The sequence below is a fragment of the Castellaniella defragrans genome (assembly GCF_014203015.1).
Taxonomy (GTDB): domain Bacteria; phylum Pseudomonadota; class Gammaproteobacteria; order Burkholderiales; family Burkholderiaceae_B; genus Castellaniella; species Castellaniella defragrans.
This window is the reverse complement of sequence record NZ_JACHIB010000015.1, coordinates 1-13364: the sequence shown is the minus strand read 5'-3', so window position 1 is coordinate 13364 and position 13364 is coordinate 1. Positions and strand designations below refer to the sequence as shown.

General features: G+C 69.7%; 14 protein-coding genes and 1 pseudogene. 4 read left to right on the top strand and 11 right to left on the bottom strand.

What is annotated here, in order from left to right:
• Nucleotides 1-3: 3 nt before the first annotated feature.
• The 3 genes from ttcA (at nt 4) to HNR28_RS12680 (ending at nt 4014) form a co-directional block, all read left to right on the top strand.
• Nucleotides 4-1083, top strand: coding sequence for a tRNA 2-thiocytidine(32) synthetase TtcA (gene ttcA, locus HNR28_RS12690; protein WP_151024648.1), 1080 nt, complete (start codon nt 4-6; stop codon nt 1081-1083).
• Nucleotides 1084-1090: 7 nt separating this feature from the next.
• Nucleotides 1091-1939 carry an Lnb N-terminal periplasmic domain-containing protein gene (locus HNR28_RS12685; protein ID WP_244978294.1) on the top strand — a complete coding sequence of 283 codons (849 nt, stop codon included), beginning with the start codon at nt 1091-1093 and terminating at the stop codon, nt 1937-1939.
• Between the two features lie 275 nt (nt 1940-2214).
• The gene (locus HNR28_RS12680) at nt 2215-4014 is read left to right on the top strand and encodes an alpha/beta fold hydrolase (RefSeq protein WP_151024646.1); all 1800 of its coding nucleotides are present in this window, start codon (nt 2215-2217) and stop codon (nt 4012-4014) included.
• On the opposite strand, the gene HNR28_RS12675 is transcribed toward HNR28_RS12680, so the two are convergent.
• From HNR28_RS12675 to HNR28_RS12635, 9 genes are all read right to left on the bottom strand, one after another.
• The gene (locus tag HNR28_RS12675) at nt 3965-5008 is read right to left on the bottom strand and encodes an AraC-like ligand-binding domain-containing protein (protein WP_151024659.1); all 1044 of its coding nucleotides are present in this window, start codon (nt 5006-5008) and stop codon (nt 3965-3967) included. The genes HNR28_RS12680 and HNR28_RS12675 overlap by 50 nt on opposite strands.
• A 170-nt stretch (nt 5009-5178) precedes the next feature.
• Nucleotides 5179-5694 carry a cytochrome c family protein gene (locus HNR28_RS12670; RefSeq protein ID WP_052355984.1) on the bottom strand — a complete coding sequence of 172 codons (516 nt, stop codon included), beginning with the start codon at nt 5692-5694 and terminating at the stop codon, nt 5179-5181.
• A gap of 18 nt (nt 5695-5712) precedes the next feature.
• Nucleotides 5713-6246, bottom strand: coding sequence for a methylamine dehydrogenase light chain (locus HNR28_RS12665; protein ID WP_043684979.1), 534 nt, complete (start codon nt 6244-6246; stop codon nt 5713-5715).
• Nucleotides 6233-6865: a methylamine dehydrogenase accessory protein MauD gene (gene mauD / locus HNR28_RS12660; protein ID WP_043684982.1), complete on the bottom strand. Its 633-nt coding sequence runs from the start codon at nt 6863-6865 to the stop codon at nt 6233-6235. The genes HNR28_RS12665 and mauD overlap by 14 nt, the downstream gene beginning before the upstream one ends.
• The gene (locus HNR28_RS12655) at nt 6862-7410 is read right to left on the bottom strand and encodes a MauE/DoxX family redox-associated membrane protein (protein WP_151024645.1); all 549 of its coding nucleotides are present in this window, start codon (nt 7408-7410) and stop codon (nt 6862-6864) included. Before HNR28_RS12655 ends, mauD begins: the two co-directional genes overlap by 4 nt.
• Nucleotides 7403-8599 (bottom strand): amine dehydrogenase large subunit, encoded by a 1197-nt coding sequence (locus HNR28_RS12650; protein ID WP_043684988.1) that lies wholly within the window; start codon nt 8597-8599, stop codon nt 7403-7405. The genes HNR28_RS12655 and HNR28_RS12650 overlap by 8 nt, the downstream gene beginning before the upstream one ends.
• Nucleotides 8600-8622: 23 nt before the next feature.
• The gene (locus tag HNR28_RS12645) at nt 8623-9495 is read right to left on the bottom strand and encodes a transporter (RefSeq protein WP_244978293.1); all 873 of its coding nucleotides are present in this window, start codon (nt 9493-9495) and stop codon (nt 8623-8625) included.
• Nucleotides 9496-9660: 165 nt separating this feature from the next.
• Complete coding sequence (locus HNR28_RS12640) at nt 9661-11154, bottom strand: aldehyde dehydrogenase family protein (protein ID WP_151024644.1); 1494 nt, start codon at nt 11152-11154, stop codon at nt 9661-9663.
• Between the two features lie 193 nt (nt 11155-11347).
• Complete coding sequence (locus tag HNR28_RS12635; RefSeq protein ID WP_151024643.1) at nt 11348-12262, bottom strand: LysR family transcriptional regulator; 915 nt, start codon at nt 12260-12262, stop codon at nt 11348-11350.
• A 223-nt stretch (nt 12263-12485) separates the two neighbouring features.
• Here HNR28_RS12635 and HNR28_RS12630 point away from each other — a divergent pair, with 223 nt between their 5' ends.
• Nucleotides 12486-12860 (top strand): DUF4148 domain-containing protein, encoded by a 375-nt coding sequence (locus HNR28_RS12630; RefSeq protein WP_151024657.1) that lies wholly within the window; start codon nt 12486-12488, stop codon nt 12858-12860.
• A gap of 183 nt (nt 12861-13043) precedes the next feature.
• On the opposite strand, the gene HNR28_RS12625 is transcribed toward HNR28_RS12630, so the two are convergent.
• Together HNR28_RS12625 and HNR28_RS18535 are read right to left on the bottom strand one after the other, a co-directional pair.
• Nucleotides 13044-13235 (bottom strand): 2-hydroxymuconate tautomerase, encoded by a 192-nt coding sequence (locus HNR28_RS12625; RefSeq protein ID WP_151024642.1) that lies wholly within the window; start codon nt 13233-13235, stop codon nt 13044-13046.
• A gap of 9 nt (nt 13236-13244) precedes the next feature.
• Nucleotides 13245-13364: pseudogene (locus tag HNR28_RS18535) on the bottom strand (4-oxalocrotonate decarboxylase); the annotation flags it as partial.

Below are 13364 nucleotides of genomic sequence, written 5' to 3'. Positions count from 1 at the left end.
CCCATGAACACTTCCTCTCCGGCGCCGTCCGCGGCGGCCCCCGACTCCGCCCCGATCCAGGCCGCCGATCCCGCGCCGGTCCCGGGCGCCGGCGCCGCGCAGATCCCCGCCGCCAGCCAGGCTGCCGACGCGCAGCCGCGCGCGCCGCAGCGCCGCAGCGTCAGCGAGAACAAGCTCGTCAAGCGCCTGCTGCGCGAAACCGGCAAGGCCATCGCCGACTACGGCATGATCGAGAACGGCGACCGCGTCATGGTCTGCCTGTCGGGCGGCAAGGACTCCTACGGCCTGCTCGACATCCTGCTGACGCTGCGCCAGCGCGCGCCCATCGACTTCGAGATCGTCGCCGTCAACCTGGACCAGAAGCAGCCCGGCTTCCCCGAGCACGTGCTGCCCGACTACCTGAGCGCGCGCGGCATCCCCTTCCACATCGAGAACCAGGACACCTACTCCGTCGTCAAGCGCCTGATCCCGGAAGGCAAGACCACCTGTTCGCTGTGCTCGCGCCTGCGGCGCGGCATCCTCTACCGCGTCGCCCGCGAGCTGGGGGCCACCAAGATCGCCCTGGGCCACCACCGCAACGACATCCTGGCGACCTTCTTCCTGAACCTGTTCTACGGCGGGCGCATGAAGGCCATGCCGCCCAAGCTGGTGTCCGACAACGGCGAGCACGTCATCATCCGGCCGCTGGCCTACGTGCGGGAAAAAGACCTGGCCGCCTACGCCCGGCTGCGCGAATTCCCCATCATCCCCTGCAATCTGTGCGGCTCGCAGGAAAACCTCAAGCGCAAGGAAGTGGGCCGCATGCTGGAGGAATGGGACCGCCATTTCGCCAACCGCACCTGGAACGTCTTCCGCGCCCTGTCGCACGTGGTGCCCTCGCACCTGATGGATCCGGCGCTGATGGACTTCGCCGGCCTGCGGCCCACGGGCCGGGCCGACGCCGACGGCGACCGCGCCTTCGACGAAGAGGACTTCCCCGCGCCGGCCTTCTCCGAGGACGAGGACGACGACATCCAGGACGCCGACGGCCCCGTCGAGCAGGTGATCGCCCGGCCGCGCGTGCGCAGGCCGGATGCGCCCTAGGACCGCCATGGTCCGCTGGACCCTCGCCGCCTTCGCGCTGGCCTTCATCGCGGGGGCGTTCTGGTGGCTGAGCCTGCGGCCGTCGAACGACCGCGACTGGGCCGACGAGGTTTCCCGCCCCCTGCGCGGCAGCATCCAGGGCTCCGTCGTCACGCTGCACGACATCCGCGATTTCGACTGGCGCAGCGACACGGACTACACCGCGCGCTGGCACGACGGCGTCTACGACCTGGACGAGCTCGCGTCCGTGGACATGGCGCTGTCCTACTGGATGGGACCGGCCATCGCCCACACGCTGGTGTCCTTCGGCTTCACGGACGGGCGCCACGTGGTGTTCTCCGTCGAGATCCGCCGGGAACGCGGCGAGGCCTTTTCCACCGTGGGGGGCTTTCTCAAGCAGTTCGAGCTGGCCATCGTGGCCGCCGAGGAGCGCGACATCCTGCACGTGCGCGCCGGCCCGCGCGGCGAGCAGGTCTTCCTGTATCCGATCCGCATGCCCGTGCCGGCCATGCGCGCCCTGTTCCGCTCCTACGTGGCGCGGGCCAACCGGCTCGCGGACGAGCCGCGCTTCTACCACACGCTGACGGCCAACTGCACGACCCTGGTCTACGACATGGTGCGCCCGCTGGTGCCCGGCCTGCCGCTGGACATCCGGCTGATCCTGTCGGGCTACCTGCCCGAATACCTGTACCGCCACGGTGGCCTGGACACCAGCCAGCCGCTGGAGGTCCTGCGCGCACAGGCCGACATCACGCGGCGCGCCGCCCGGCCGGGGACCGCGGCGGAGTTCTCGCGGCGCATCCGCGCGCCGGAGCCGGCGGACGGGCCCGCGCCTCCGCCGCCGCCTCCGTCATGAGCGCTCCGGCCATGGACGCCCCGGCCATCGGCGCCGCCGTTGCGGACGCCCGCGCCGCGCGCACCCCCATCACGGGGCGCTCCGGAAGCGCGGACCGGACATTCGCAGGCCGGACATTCGCGGGCCGGACATTCGCGGACCGGACATCCGCGGGCCGGACATTCGCGGACCGGACATCCGCGGGCCGGACATTCCTGGCCCGCCTCGCGCGCTGGACCGGCCTGCTGCTGGCGGCCTGCTTGCTGGCCGGCTGCGCCGGCGTCCGCATCCGCCCCATGAGCACCCAGGAATTCATCACCCAGCGCCGCGGCGACATCCTCAGCTCCGGCGCGCTCAGCATCGCCGCGCGCGACACCCTGTCGGTCATCGGCCAGGACCCGGCTCCCTGCCGCCGGGACCCCGCGCCCTGCATCGAGGCGCTGTCCAGCCCCTCGGGCCTGGGCACGGAAAAACGGCTCTCGGCGCTGGCGGAACTGTGGCTGGCCCGGGCCTTGAACGAGGACGTCCCCGACAGTCCGGCCGGCCTGGACACCTACCTGCAGGCGGCCCGGTACGCCTACGCCTACCTCTTCTACACCGAGCGGCCGCCCGCCCTGCGCACCTTCGAGGACCGCCAGACCCAGGTGCGCGACTACTACAACTACGCCACCCAGCAGGCCTCCCTGAAAGCCTACCGCCATTACCGGGAGCACCCGGCCGAGCTGCGGCGCGGCGGACCCGGGCTGCGGACGGCGAACTGGCGGCTGCGCATCCGCAACGCCGACGTGCGCCTGCCCGAGGGCGAGCGCCTGCCCGACGAACTGATCCCCGCCAGCACGCTGACCTTCCGGGGCCTGCGCAGCATCTACCGGCGCGACGGCCTGGGCGCCGAACTGGTCGCGGTCACCCGCACCGGCCGCGAGGAAGCGGAAGACTTCCAGCAGCCCTGGAGCGAGCCCGCCTTTCCGGCCGTGACCGCCGTCCTGTCGTTCCCGGGAAACGACCTGGAGGCCGTGCTGCGCACCCGCGAGGCCGCGCTCACGGTCTACGACCCCTACCGGCACGACGCCATCCGGCTGGCCGGCGACACGGTGCCGCTGGCGGCCAATTTCACTTCCGGCTACGGCCTGTGGCTCGCCCGCTCGGGCTTCGCCGCCCAGGCCATCCGCAACGTCCTGGGCAGCGCCGACGGCCTGCGCGCACCGCGCATCTACCTGCTGCAGCCCTACGATCCCGAACGGCGCATCGTGCTGATGCTGCACGGCCTGGCCAGCAGCCCCGAAGCCTGGGTCAACGTGGCCAACGAAGTCCTGGGCGACGAGGAACTGCGCCGCAACTACCAGATCTGGCAGGTCTACTACCCCACCGGCCAGCCGCTCGCCTACAACAACCAGGCCATCCGCCAGGCGTTCCGGGACACCCTGGCGCACTTCGATCCCGACCGCGCCGCGCCCGCCAGCCGCGATATCGTGCTCATCGGCCACAGCATGGGCGGCGTGCTGGGCCGCCTGCTGGTGTCCTCGTCGGGCAACGTGCTGTACGACGCCATCCAGGCGCACTATCGGCCGGGGCCGGACCTGCAGGCCCGGATCGTGCGCGACTTCGGCGGCCTGCTGCACTTCACCCCGGTCGCGGGCATCAGCCGCGCGGTGTTCATCTCCGCGCCGCACCGCGGCACGCCCTACGCCGACAACAACCTGGCGCGGCTGGCCTCGTCGCTGATCCGCCTGCCCGTGACCCTTCTGGAGCAGTTCGGCGGCCTGACGCGGATGGCGCAGCCGGGCAAGGCGGACCGCGCCCTGGTGGCCAACGGCATCGACAACCTGAGCGAGAAGGACGACTACCTGCAGTTGAGCAACGCCATGGCGATCTCGCCGGCCGTGCGCTATCACAGCATCATCGCCCGCCGCTCGGAGGCCGGCCCGCTGGAGGATTCGGACGACGGCCTGGTGCCCTGGCGCAGCGCCCACCTGGACGGCGCGGAATCGGAAAAGATCATCCCGGGCTCGCACAGCGTCCAGGAAACCCCGCCGGCGATCCTGGAAATCAGGCGGATCCTGGACGAGCACCTGCGGACGCTTGCGCCGTCCCGCTGAGGGCCCGCTCGCGGGCCGGGCGCGCATGCCGGGCCCGCCATTCGCTGGGCGACAGCCCGAAGCGGCGGCGGAAGGCGTGGCTGAACGCCGAGGTGTCGATGAACCCGTGCGCATAGGCCAGCTCGCCGATCTGGCGCGTACAGGCGGGATCGGCCAGGAGTTCCCGGCATCGCTCCAGGCGGGCGCCGAGGATGTAGTCCGCCGGGGTGAGCCCCCGGGCGGCGAACAGCTTGTACAGATAGCGGCGGGACATCCGGAAGCGCCGCGCCAGGGTATCGGCGTTCATCGCGCCGTCGTGCAGGTGCTCGTGCACGTGATGCAGGATGACGCGCAGCTGGCCCTGGCGGACGTCCTCCAGGCTCGATGCGCCGCCCCCGTCGGCATGCTCGCCCAGGCTGAGGGCGAACAGCCGCATCACCGTCGAGGACACCTCGAACGCCAGCTCCGGCCCCAGCGCCGGGCCCTGGGACACCAGCGCCCGCAGGGCGTCCATGGCGACCCGCGCGCTGCCGCTGCCCGAGCCGAAGCGCCGGGCGAGCTGCGACTGGATCCAGGGCTCCCACACGGAGAGCACGTGCGCCGGCACCTGCAGCACGAGGAAATGCGCATTCGGCTCTTCGCTGATCTCGTAGGGCCGCGAGGTGTCGTAGATGCCCCAGTCGCCCGGATCGAGCAGGGCCGAGCGCCCGTCCTGCGCGATCAGCGTGCGGCCGGAGATCTGCACGCTGAATTTGTATTGGGCGCTTTCGGAGCGGCTGGCCAGCACGCGGGTGCGCCGCACCCGCTGCGCCGACGTCACCAGCTCGGAGACCTGGAGGCAGCCGAGCGTCTCGTTGGCCGCCAGATTGCGGAACGGGCCGTTGCCGCCGGGCTCGACTTCGAGGGGCACGAAATGCTCGGAAATCGCGTCGGCCCAGGCGCAGCGCGTGTCGAACCGCCGCAGCGGCGTGCGCAGCCACGTCGGCTCGAAGGCGGAGACCGCAGATTGAGGCATGGGAGCGGACATGATGTCGATCTCTCCTGCTAATATCTAAGCAATCTACCCTCCGGAAAGGATCACGGCCAGCAGGGCAAACCCCTAGCCGGACGTCCGGAACCGGACACTCCGGCGCGGATCGAAGCGGCGCTCACCAGGAAAGCCCCGGCCGGCGCCGGAGCCGGGGGTCAGTTCGATCCATAGAGATACGGCGCGGGCGTCAGGCCCATCTGCTGCAGCCGGGCTTCCAGCCGCCGCCGCTCGGCCACCACGTCGTCGAAGCGGTACGGCCGCGCCGCTCCCACCTCGCCGGCCGTGAACGGCCTGAAATCGGGCGCCAATGCGTCCGGGCTGTAGTTGGCGACCATCCAGTTCAGGACGTCCGCGAGCTCGGCGTTGCCCAGCTGCGACTGGGCGGCGCCGGGGACGCGGATCATGTATTCCCGGCCCTCGGGCAGGCGGGTGAACAGGCCGATCGAATTGCGGAAGCTGGGCACCGCGTTGCGGGCCACGCCTTCGCCGTCGTAGCGGTGACAGCCGCCACAGTTGAGCATGTAGTCCTTGTAGGCCGATACGCTGGCCCCCATGGACTCGATCGCCGCATGCCGGGCGGGCCCGGCTTCCCCGGCCATGGCCGCGGCCGACAGGGCCAGCGCCAGGCAGGGGAGCAGACCGGTCCGCAGCGCGCTCGTGAACTTGGACATGATCCGCTCCCCCCGGGGTCAGTTCTTGCCCAGCCCCACGATGGTGGAGACCGTGCAATGGTACGTCGTGTTGCTGTTGGCCATGCACCAGTTCACGTCGTTGTGCAGGAAGAACTCGTAGCCCGGCCGTTCGCGCACCTGGCCGCCGCAGTAGCAGCGGCCGCAGGCCGTCTTGCCGCAGCAGTCGTGGTAGCTGACCAGATAGTCCTTGCCGTCCTTGGGATTGTGGCAGGTGCCGACCCACGAGATGGGCGAGGGCTCGCTGCCCGGCGGGCACGTGGTGGCCGAGCCGCCGCAGCAGGTGCACAGGAAGCCGTCCACCGCGCAATAGCGCCAGTAGTCGCAGGAGGCGAGTTCTTCCTCGGTTGCGGTCTCCAGGTCCGTCTTGGGCGCCGCTTCGGCGGCGCGGGCGATCCGGGCGACCGGCAGCACCGGCATCACGAAGGCCGTGCCCACGAACACCTTGCCGATCGAGCACAGCACGCTGCGCCGCGACGAGGCATGGGCCACCTTGCGGGTCAGGGATTCACCGAAACGATCAAGCCAGCGCATTGCCATTCTCCTTGCGTACGATTTCCTGGACCTGCGTGCCGCGCTCCAGCCATTCCTGAGCCGAGGCCACGCCGATCTCCTTGGCCGTGAACAGGCTTTCGAGCTGTTCGCGGGAATTGATCAGGCCCTTGGCCCGGACGATGCCCTGCTCGTCGATCAGGATGGCGTAGGGCAGCTTGCTGACCTGGAAGCGCATGCCGATCTCGGTGGACAGGACGTAGGGAAAGGGTTCCAGGCCGGCCTTGCGGTAGAAGGCCAGGTGCTCGGGCATCTCGCCGTCGCTCGCCAGGACGATATCCAGCCAGGCGGCCTCGGTGCGCGCCACCGACTTCAGGATGGGCAGCAGCTTCTTGCACACCGGGCAGGTGGGGGACACGAAGAACAGCAGCTGGCCGCGTCCGCCGCCGTAGCCGATGCGCTGGGCGCGGCCCAGCAGGTCGTCGAGCTCGAATTGCGGCGAGGCGGCGCCCACCGCCGGACCCTTGTCGATGGTCAGGGCGCCCATCGGCGCAACCCGCTCGTACAGCACGCCGATCTGGCGGGACAGCGCCAGCACCACCAGCAGCAGGGCCAGCACCACGGCCCACAACACGATATTGGATACGATCAATGCCGTCATGATTGACTCCTTTTGCGCATCTCGAGATGGGATGCGAGCAACTGATTGAAAGCGAGATAGAGGCCGATCAGGGCCAGCGACATGCCGAAGAAGGTGATGCCGTCCAGCCACACCAGGTCGCGCGGCGAAGGACCGCCGGCCTGGGGCCACGCAAGCAGGGCCAGGACCGCCAGCAGGCCGTTGCGCAGCACGACCCACCAGGACAGGCTGGTCGGCGCCTGCGACAGGCCGCCGCAGCCGCAGTCGATGTCGGTGCGCCCGCGCAGCAGGTTCACGGCCACGCCCAGCGAGGCCGCGGCGAGCACGGCCAGGGCCGTCAGGATCCCCGCGGTGCGCGCGGCGGGCAGCAGCAGGAGCCCCCCGGCGAGCACTTCGGCGGCGATGAACGCCAGGGCGAAGGGCCGCTGCAGCACGGCGGGCATCAGGCGGTAGCCGGCCACGGCGGCCTCGAAGGCGGCGAAGTTGCGCAGCTTGTGCAGGGCGCCCAGCCAGAAGAGCGCGGCCAGCACGGCCAGTGCGGCATACGCGATGACGGGATCACCCATTGCCGCCTCCCGCATAGCCCATCACCTGCAGGGCGGTCTCGCCCGCGGCCGTGATGGTGCGCAGGAGCTTGGGCTCGGGCGCGGAGATGTCGTAGATGTTGACGTTCCCGCCGTCCAGGGTCAGCAGCTGGGGCTTCTTGCCCGGGATGACGGACATGGACAGCGCGTCCTTGCCCGGCACGCGGGCCACGCGCTTGCGGGTCTTCAGGTCGTAGACCCAGATCTCGGCGGCGGGATTCTTGTGCGAGCCCTCGACGCCGTCGGGATGCATGAAGACGTACAGGCGCTCGCTGCGCGGCTCGACCGCCAGCAGGTTGTAGCCGCCCGGCACCCAGTGCTTGGCCCGGTCCGCTTCGTCGAGCAGCGACCAGAGCGGCTCGAACTTCATGGAACCATCCTTCTGCGGCCGGGCCGTGTAGACGTTGCCGTAGAAGGACACGAACACCAGCCCGTCCGACAGGCGGCCCGGCGTGATGAAGATGGGATCGTCCTTGACGGGGAACATGGGCTCGCTGCGCTTCTGCGACGCCACCTTGCCGTCGTCTCCGAGCGTGATGGTCAGCAGGGCGCCGTCGCCGCAGATCGTGGAGAAGCTGCGCGGCGTGCCGGGCACGGGAATGATGCTCCAGCAGCCGGCCGTGGCGGTGATCTCGTCGACGAAGGCGCCCTTCTTCATGTCCACCACGCTCACCGAGGCCGCCGGCGTGGCGTTCTGCACCAGGACGAAGCGGCCGTCGCCGGTCTGGCGGAACATGCCGTCGTAGTTCAGCGAACCGGCCCGCTTGGGCGGGATCTTGATCTCGCGCACGAAGCTGAGCTTGTCGTTGTCCCAGACCTCGACCACGTCGGTGCGTTCGCCGCGGGTGACGCGCTCGAAGTAGGTGGTGGTGACGTAGACCTGCTTGCCGTCCTTGGACAGCTGGGCATGGCCGTTGAACGAGGTCGGGATCATGCCCAGGAATTTCCCGGTGCCGCGGTCGTACATGTTGAGACGGCTGTCGGTCAGGTGGAAGAACACGGCGTCCATCACGTAGATGCGCTCGGCCGGGTCCACCTTGACGGAATGACCGCCGGTCAGCTGCTCGACCGGCAGGGGCGGGGCGGCCTGGACGCCCACGGCGGACCCCAGCAGCAGGGCCGCCGACAGCAGGCCGGCCCCGGTCGGGATCCTGAAGGGTGTTTTTTTCATGGCATGAGTCTCCTGGGTTCGGCCTAGAAGGCGTAGACGTAGCGCAGCTGCACGCCGCGCATGCGCGGACCGTTCTCGACCTTCAGGTCGTGGATGTACTGCAGCTGCACCTGGTTGGCGTCGTTGATCTGGTGGGTCACCTCGAAGGCGAGCTGGTGGTTGTTGGCGCGCGAGACCATCTCGACGCCATCGACCTTTTCGCGGCCGCCGGTCTCGTAGCGGTAGCGCATGCCGACGTAGGTGCTTTCGGTGATGTTGGTCGATGCCAGCGCCATGAGGCGGATGGCCGGCGACTTCTTCAGGGTGCTGCCGTAGTAGTTGTCGTTGTCGCCGAAGAACTCGAATTCGGCCACGGCTTCGAGGAAGGTCGATTCCCCGATCCCCTGGACGAAGGCGAAGTCCTGGAGGGTGGTCCAGCGGTGCTTGCCCGGCGAGACGTCGGCCTGGCCGCCGCGGTACAGGCCCGTGGGCACCGTGATGAACGGCTCCCAGGCGAACCAGGTCTTGGTCTGCTCGTTGTTGACGAACCAGACCGCCGCGCCCAGCTGGGCGTCGCCCACGCCCGTGACGCGGTCGTCGGGCATGCCGCTGACGCCGATGGTGGTGCGCAGGGCGGGCAGGATCAGCTCGTACTGGACGGTCTTGCCCAGGATCTCGCTGAAATACATGGGCCGCAGGACCAGGCCCTGCACGTCCACGGTGGGCCCGTCGGGAACCCGTTCGCCGCGGTCGTAGAAGCCGTGGGAACTCAGGCCGAGCAGGTAGGTGGCGAACACGCTGGTGCCCGGGGGCGCCGGAATCCAGTCCCGCGCGCTGGGGTCTCCGGCGTGGGCCGTGCCCGCCGCCGCCAGGGCCGCGGCCAGCGCGAACCGGCGCATGGTGCGCATCATCGTCATGCTAAGTCTCCTCATGGCCGGCTTCGGAGCCGGCTCTGCTGGAATGAAAAAAACGCTAGATCATGGAACTGCTTGAATGGCTCGAATATTGCTCGATTACCGCTCGAATTTCTGGAGTTTCTGGAATTTCTGGAATGAAATCCGGAGCCGGCCCGAAACCGGGCCTCAGGCCGCCCCCGGGTAGGCGATGCAGACCGACTTGGTCTCGATGTAGTTGTCGATCACGGCGCGGCCATGCTCGCGTCCGATCCCGGACTGCTTGTAGCCGCCGAACGGCATGCTCGGATCGAGCATGTTGTGGGTGTTGACCCAGACCGTGCCGGCCTGGATGCGCGGCACCAGGCGGTGCACGCGTCCGAGGTCGTTGCTCCAGATGCTGGCGCCCAGGCCGAAGCGCGTGTCGTTGGCCAGGGCCACGGCCTGGTCCTCGTCGCGGAACCGCGCGGCCACGACGACCGGGCCGAAGATTTCCTCGCGCACGATGGAGGCGTCGGGCGCCGCGCCGTCGAACACCGCCGGACGCACGAAATAGCCCGGGCCGTCCCAATCCCGTCCGCCCGCCACCAGGCGCGCGCCCGAGGCCCGGCCGGCCGCGATGAAGTCGGACACCCGCTGGCGATGGCGCGCGGACACCATGGGGCCGATCTGCGTGTCCGGATCAAAGCCGGAGCCGATCCTGAGGCCGTCGGCCACCGCCGCCAGGCCTTCCAGCACCCGGTCGTAGAGGCCGTCCTGGATGAACAGCCGCGAGCCGGCCGTGCAGACCTGGCCCTGATTGAAGAAGATGGCGCCGGCCGCGCCCTGGATGGCCTGGTCGATGGGGCAGTCGTCCATGATGAGGACCGGCGACTTGCCGCCCAGTTCGAGCGAGACGCGTTTCATGCCGTCCATCGCGACGCGGCCGATGAGCTTGCCGACCTCGGTGGAGCCGGTGAAGGTGATCTTGTCGATGCCCGGATGGGCGACCAGCGCCGCGCCGGTGGTTTCGCCCCGGCCGGTGATCACGTTGACCACGCCGGGCGGGAACCCGACTTCCAATGCGAGCTCCGCCAGGCGGATGGCCGTCAGCGGGGTTTCCTCCGCCGGCTTGAGCACGACCGTGCAGCCCGCCGCCACGGCCGGCGCGATCTTCCAGACGGCCATCAGCAGCGGAAAATTCCAGGGCACGACGGCGGCGACCACGCCCACGGGCTCCGCCCGGGTATGCGCGTGATAATGGATGCCGGGCGGAAAGGGGATCGACAGGTTCAGGCTTTCGCCGGTGATCTTGGTGGCCCAGCCCGCCATGTAGCGCAGCCACTGGGCGCTGGCGCCGACTTCGAGCATCTGGGACAGGCCCAGCAGCTTGCCGTTGTTGAGCGTCTCGAGACGGGCCAGGGCCTCGCCTTCGGCTTCGAGGCGGTCGGCCAGGGCGAGCAGCAGGCGCTCGCGGCCCGCCGGCGGCATGGTGCGCCAGGCGGAGGACTCGAAGGCGCGGCGCGCGGCCTGCACCGCCTGATCCACCTGGGCCGGGCCGGCCTCGACCTGATGGGCAATGACGTCGCCCGTGGCCGGATCATGAACGGGCAGCCGGCCTTCCCCCTGGGCGCACGGCTTGCCGTCGATGATCATGTGCTCACGAATGGCGGCCTGCTCGGGGCGCGTATCCGTCACGGTCATGTCTACCTCTTCCTGGAATTGATTTACAACCAAAGCATACCCGCGCCCGCCGGCCGGCGATTGTCCCGCCGTGCACCGAAAGATGTCCCGCCGTGCACGCACCGCCCGGCGCGGGGGCACGCGCGGGAAGCCGGACGAGGGCGCGGGAAGGGACGCGCGGGACGCCGCGCGGACGGGTCCGCGCCCGCGCCGGCTAGGGATGCGCCGGCCGCGCGCCGCCCGCCAGGATGTCCACCCCGGCGAGCCGTTCCTTGACGAAATCGATGAACACCCGCGCCCGGGCCGGCATCATGCGGGACGGAAACAGGGCCGCCATGGGCATGGGCGCGAAGGACCAGTCGGGCAGCACCCGGACCAGGCCGCCGCCCTTCATGTCCTGGATGGACAGGGGCACGATGCCCATGCCCGATTCCCCCATGCGGCGCAGCATCAGCACCTGGTTCAGCGCGATCCGCCCCCGCACCCGGACCTGCTGCTCGCGCCCGTCCTCGGCGAACAGCGTCCAGACGGAATCCCCGCGCTCGGTGCTGGACCGCAGGCATTCGTGGCGCGCAAGGTCCGCCGGATCGGCGGGGATGCCCCGCGCGTCCAGGTACTCGCGGGATGCGTACAGCCCCAGGACGAGGGTCCCCAGCCGCCGCGACACGACCCCGGAATCGGGCGGCTGCCCCACCCGGATCACCACGTCGTAGGGGTCCGAGCGCAGGTCGATCGGGCGGACGCTGAGGTCGTATTCGCATTCGATCTCGGGGTAGCGCAGCGAGAATTCGCGCAGGGCGTCCGACAGCAGGGACATGGCCAGCGTGGACGGCATCGAGACCTTCAGGCGCCCGCGCGGGTTGCAGGCTCCGTCCACCAGCATTTCGTGGGCGATGCGCGCTTCCTCCACGATGTGCTGGCAGCGGGCGAAATACGCCGCACCCGCCTCGGTCAGGCTCACCTTGCGGGTGGAGCGGTTCAGCAGCCGCACGCCGATGGATTTTTCCAGCGCGGCGATCCGCCGCGAGATTGTGGAGGCCGGCATGTCCAGCGCCTCGCCCGCGCGGGTGAAGCTGCTGCCGCGCGCCACCTCGACGAACAGCTCGATATCGTTCAACGAAGGAGACATGGCTTCTTTCCAGGGCGGGACCCGGCGGCCCCGGCATGGCGGCATTGTCCCGCATTCCCGGCCTCATTGCTTTCATCAATGGAAAACTGAATTCGCATCCAGGCCATTTATCGAGAGGCAGCCGCGGCGCAGAATACGTTTCACCGAGGCAGGACATGTCGCGCAAAACGGAAAGCCCGCAGCGCCCTGCCCCATTTACCCACTTTGATTGAAGGAAACCATCATGAAAGCCACCGCCACCCTCGCCGCCCTCACCCTCGGCCTCGCCACCGCCGGCCTGGCCCAGGCCGCCGACCTGAGCCGCACTCAAGTCGTGGAGCAGCTGCACACCGCCCAGGCCCAGGGCCTCGTCACCTTCGGCGAGCATCCCGGCTACCCGGTCGAAAGCACGCCCAGCACCCTGAGCCGCGCCGAAGTGGTCAATGCGCTGCGCCTGGCCCAGGCGCAAGGCCAGGTCGAGCCCGGCGAGCAGGCCGCCTACCCGCAGGCCCAGTCCGCTGGCGCGTCCAAGACCCGCGCCGAAGTGCTGGCCGAACTGGCCGCCGCGCGCGCCGACGGCTCGGTGATCGTCGGCGAAAGCGAACACTATCCGCTGTAATCGCCGGCGGCCGGGGGGGCTGCGGCCCCGGGCGCCCGCGCCGGTCTGGCCCGCGCCGGACTGCCCGGCTTGGCTGGCTTGGCCGGTCCGGCCCCACGCGCTGCGTCCCGTGGCGCGTGGGCGGGATGCCGCGCAAGCCCGCGAAAGGAACGGCGGGCATGGGCCGGACAGGATCCGGCGCTGCTAGCGCCCCAGGTCCTTGGCCGTGGTGCCCGCGATGCACCAGTTTTCCTTGGGCATGTCGTGCACCCAGATGCGCACGTTCTGCTGCGGCACCCCGAGGGTCTCGACGAGCACCTGGGTCATTTTCTCGAACATGGCCTTCTTCTGTTCCTCGGTCCGGCCTTCCAGCATGTACACCTGAACGAACGGCATTTTCGCTTCCTATGAAAAATTGAGGGAGACCGAGCCCATGCCTTGCGCATGCAGGGCCACGTGGTCGCCCGGCTGCACGGCCACCGCCTCGGTCAGCCCGCCCGTCAGGATCAGCGTGCCCGCCGGGAT

Coding starts and splice junctions, on each gene's coding strand:
- ttcA (WP_151024648.1), top strand. CDS start 4: ATGAACACTTCCTCTCCGGCGCCGTCCGCGGCGGCCCCCGACTCCGCC.
- HNR28_RS12635 (WP_151024643.1), bottom strand. CDS start 12,262: ATGTCTCCTTCGTTGAACGATATCGAGCTGTTCGTCGAGGTGGCGCGC.
- HNR28_RS12655 (WP_151024645.1), bottom strand. CDS start 7,410: ATGGGTGATCCCGTCATCGCGTATGCCGCACTGGCCGTGCTGGCCGCG.
- HNR28_RS12675 (WP_151024659.1), bottom strand. CDS start 5,008: ATGCCTCAATCTGCGGTCTCCGCCTTCGAGCCGACGTGGCTGCGCACG.
- HNR28_RS12680 (WP_151024646.1), top strand. CDS start 2,215: ATGAGCACCCAGGAATTCATCACCCAGCGCCGCGGCGACATCCTCAGC.
- HNR28_RS12685 (WP_244978294.1), top strand. CDS start 1,091: ATGGTCCGCTGGACCCTCGCCGCCTTCGCGCTGGCCTTCATCGCGGGG.
- HNR28_RS12630 (WP_151024657.1), top strand. CDS start 12,486: ATGAAAGCCACCGCCACCCTCGCCGCCCTCACCCTCGGCCTCGCCACC.
- HNR28_RS12665 (WP_043684979.1), bottom strand. CDS start 6,246: ATGCGCTGGCTTGATCGTTTCGGTGAATCCCTGACCCGCAAGGTGGCC.
- HNR28_RS12640 (WP_151024644.1), bottom strand. CDS start 11,154: ATGACCGTGACGGATACGCGCCCCGAGCAGGCCGCCATTCGTGAGCAC.
- HNR28_RS12625 (WP_151024642.1), bottom strand. CDS start 13,235: ATGCCGTTCGTTCAGGTGTACATGCTGGAAGGCCGGACCGAGGAACAG.
- mauD (WP_043684982.1), bottom strand. CDS start 6,865: ATGACGGCATTGATCGTATCCAATATCGTGTTGTGGGCCGTGGTGCTG.
- HNR28_RS12645 (WP_244978293.1), bottom strand. CDS start 9,495: ATGACGATGATGCGCACCATGCGCCGGTTCGCGCTGGCCGCGGCCCTG.
- HNR28_RS12650 (WP_043684988.1), bottom strand. CDS start 8,599: ATGAAAAAAACACCCTTCAGGATCCCGACCGGGGCCGGCCTGCTGTCG.
- HNR28_RS12670 (WP_052355984.1), bottom strand. CDS start 5,694: ATGTCCAAGTTCACGAGCGCGCTGCGGACCGGTCTGCTCCCCTGCCTG.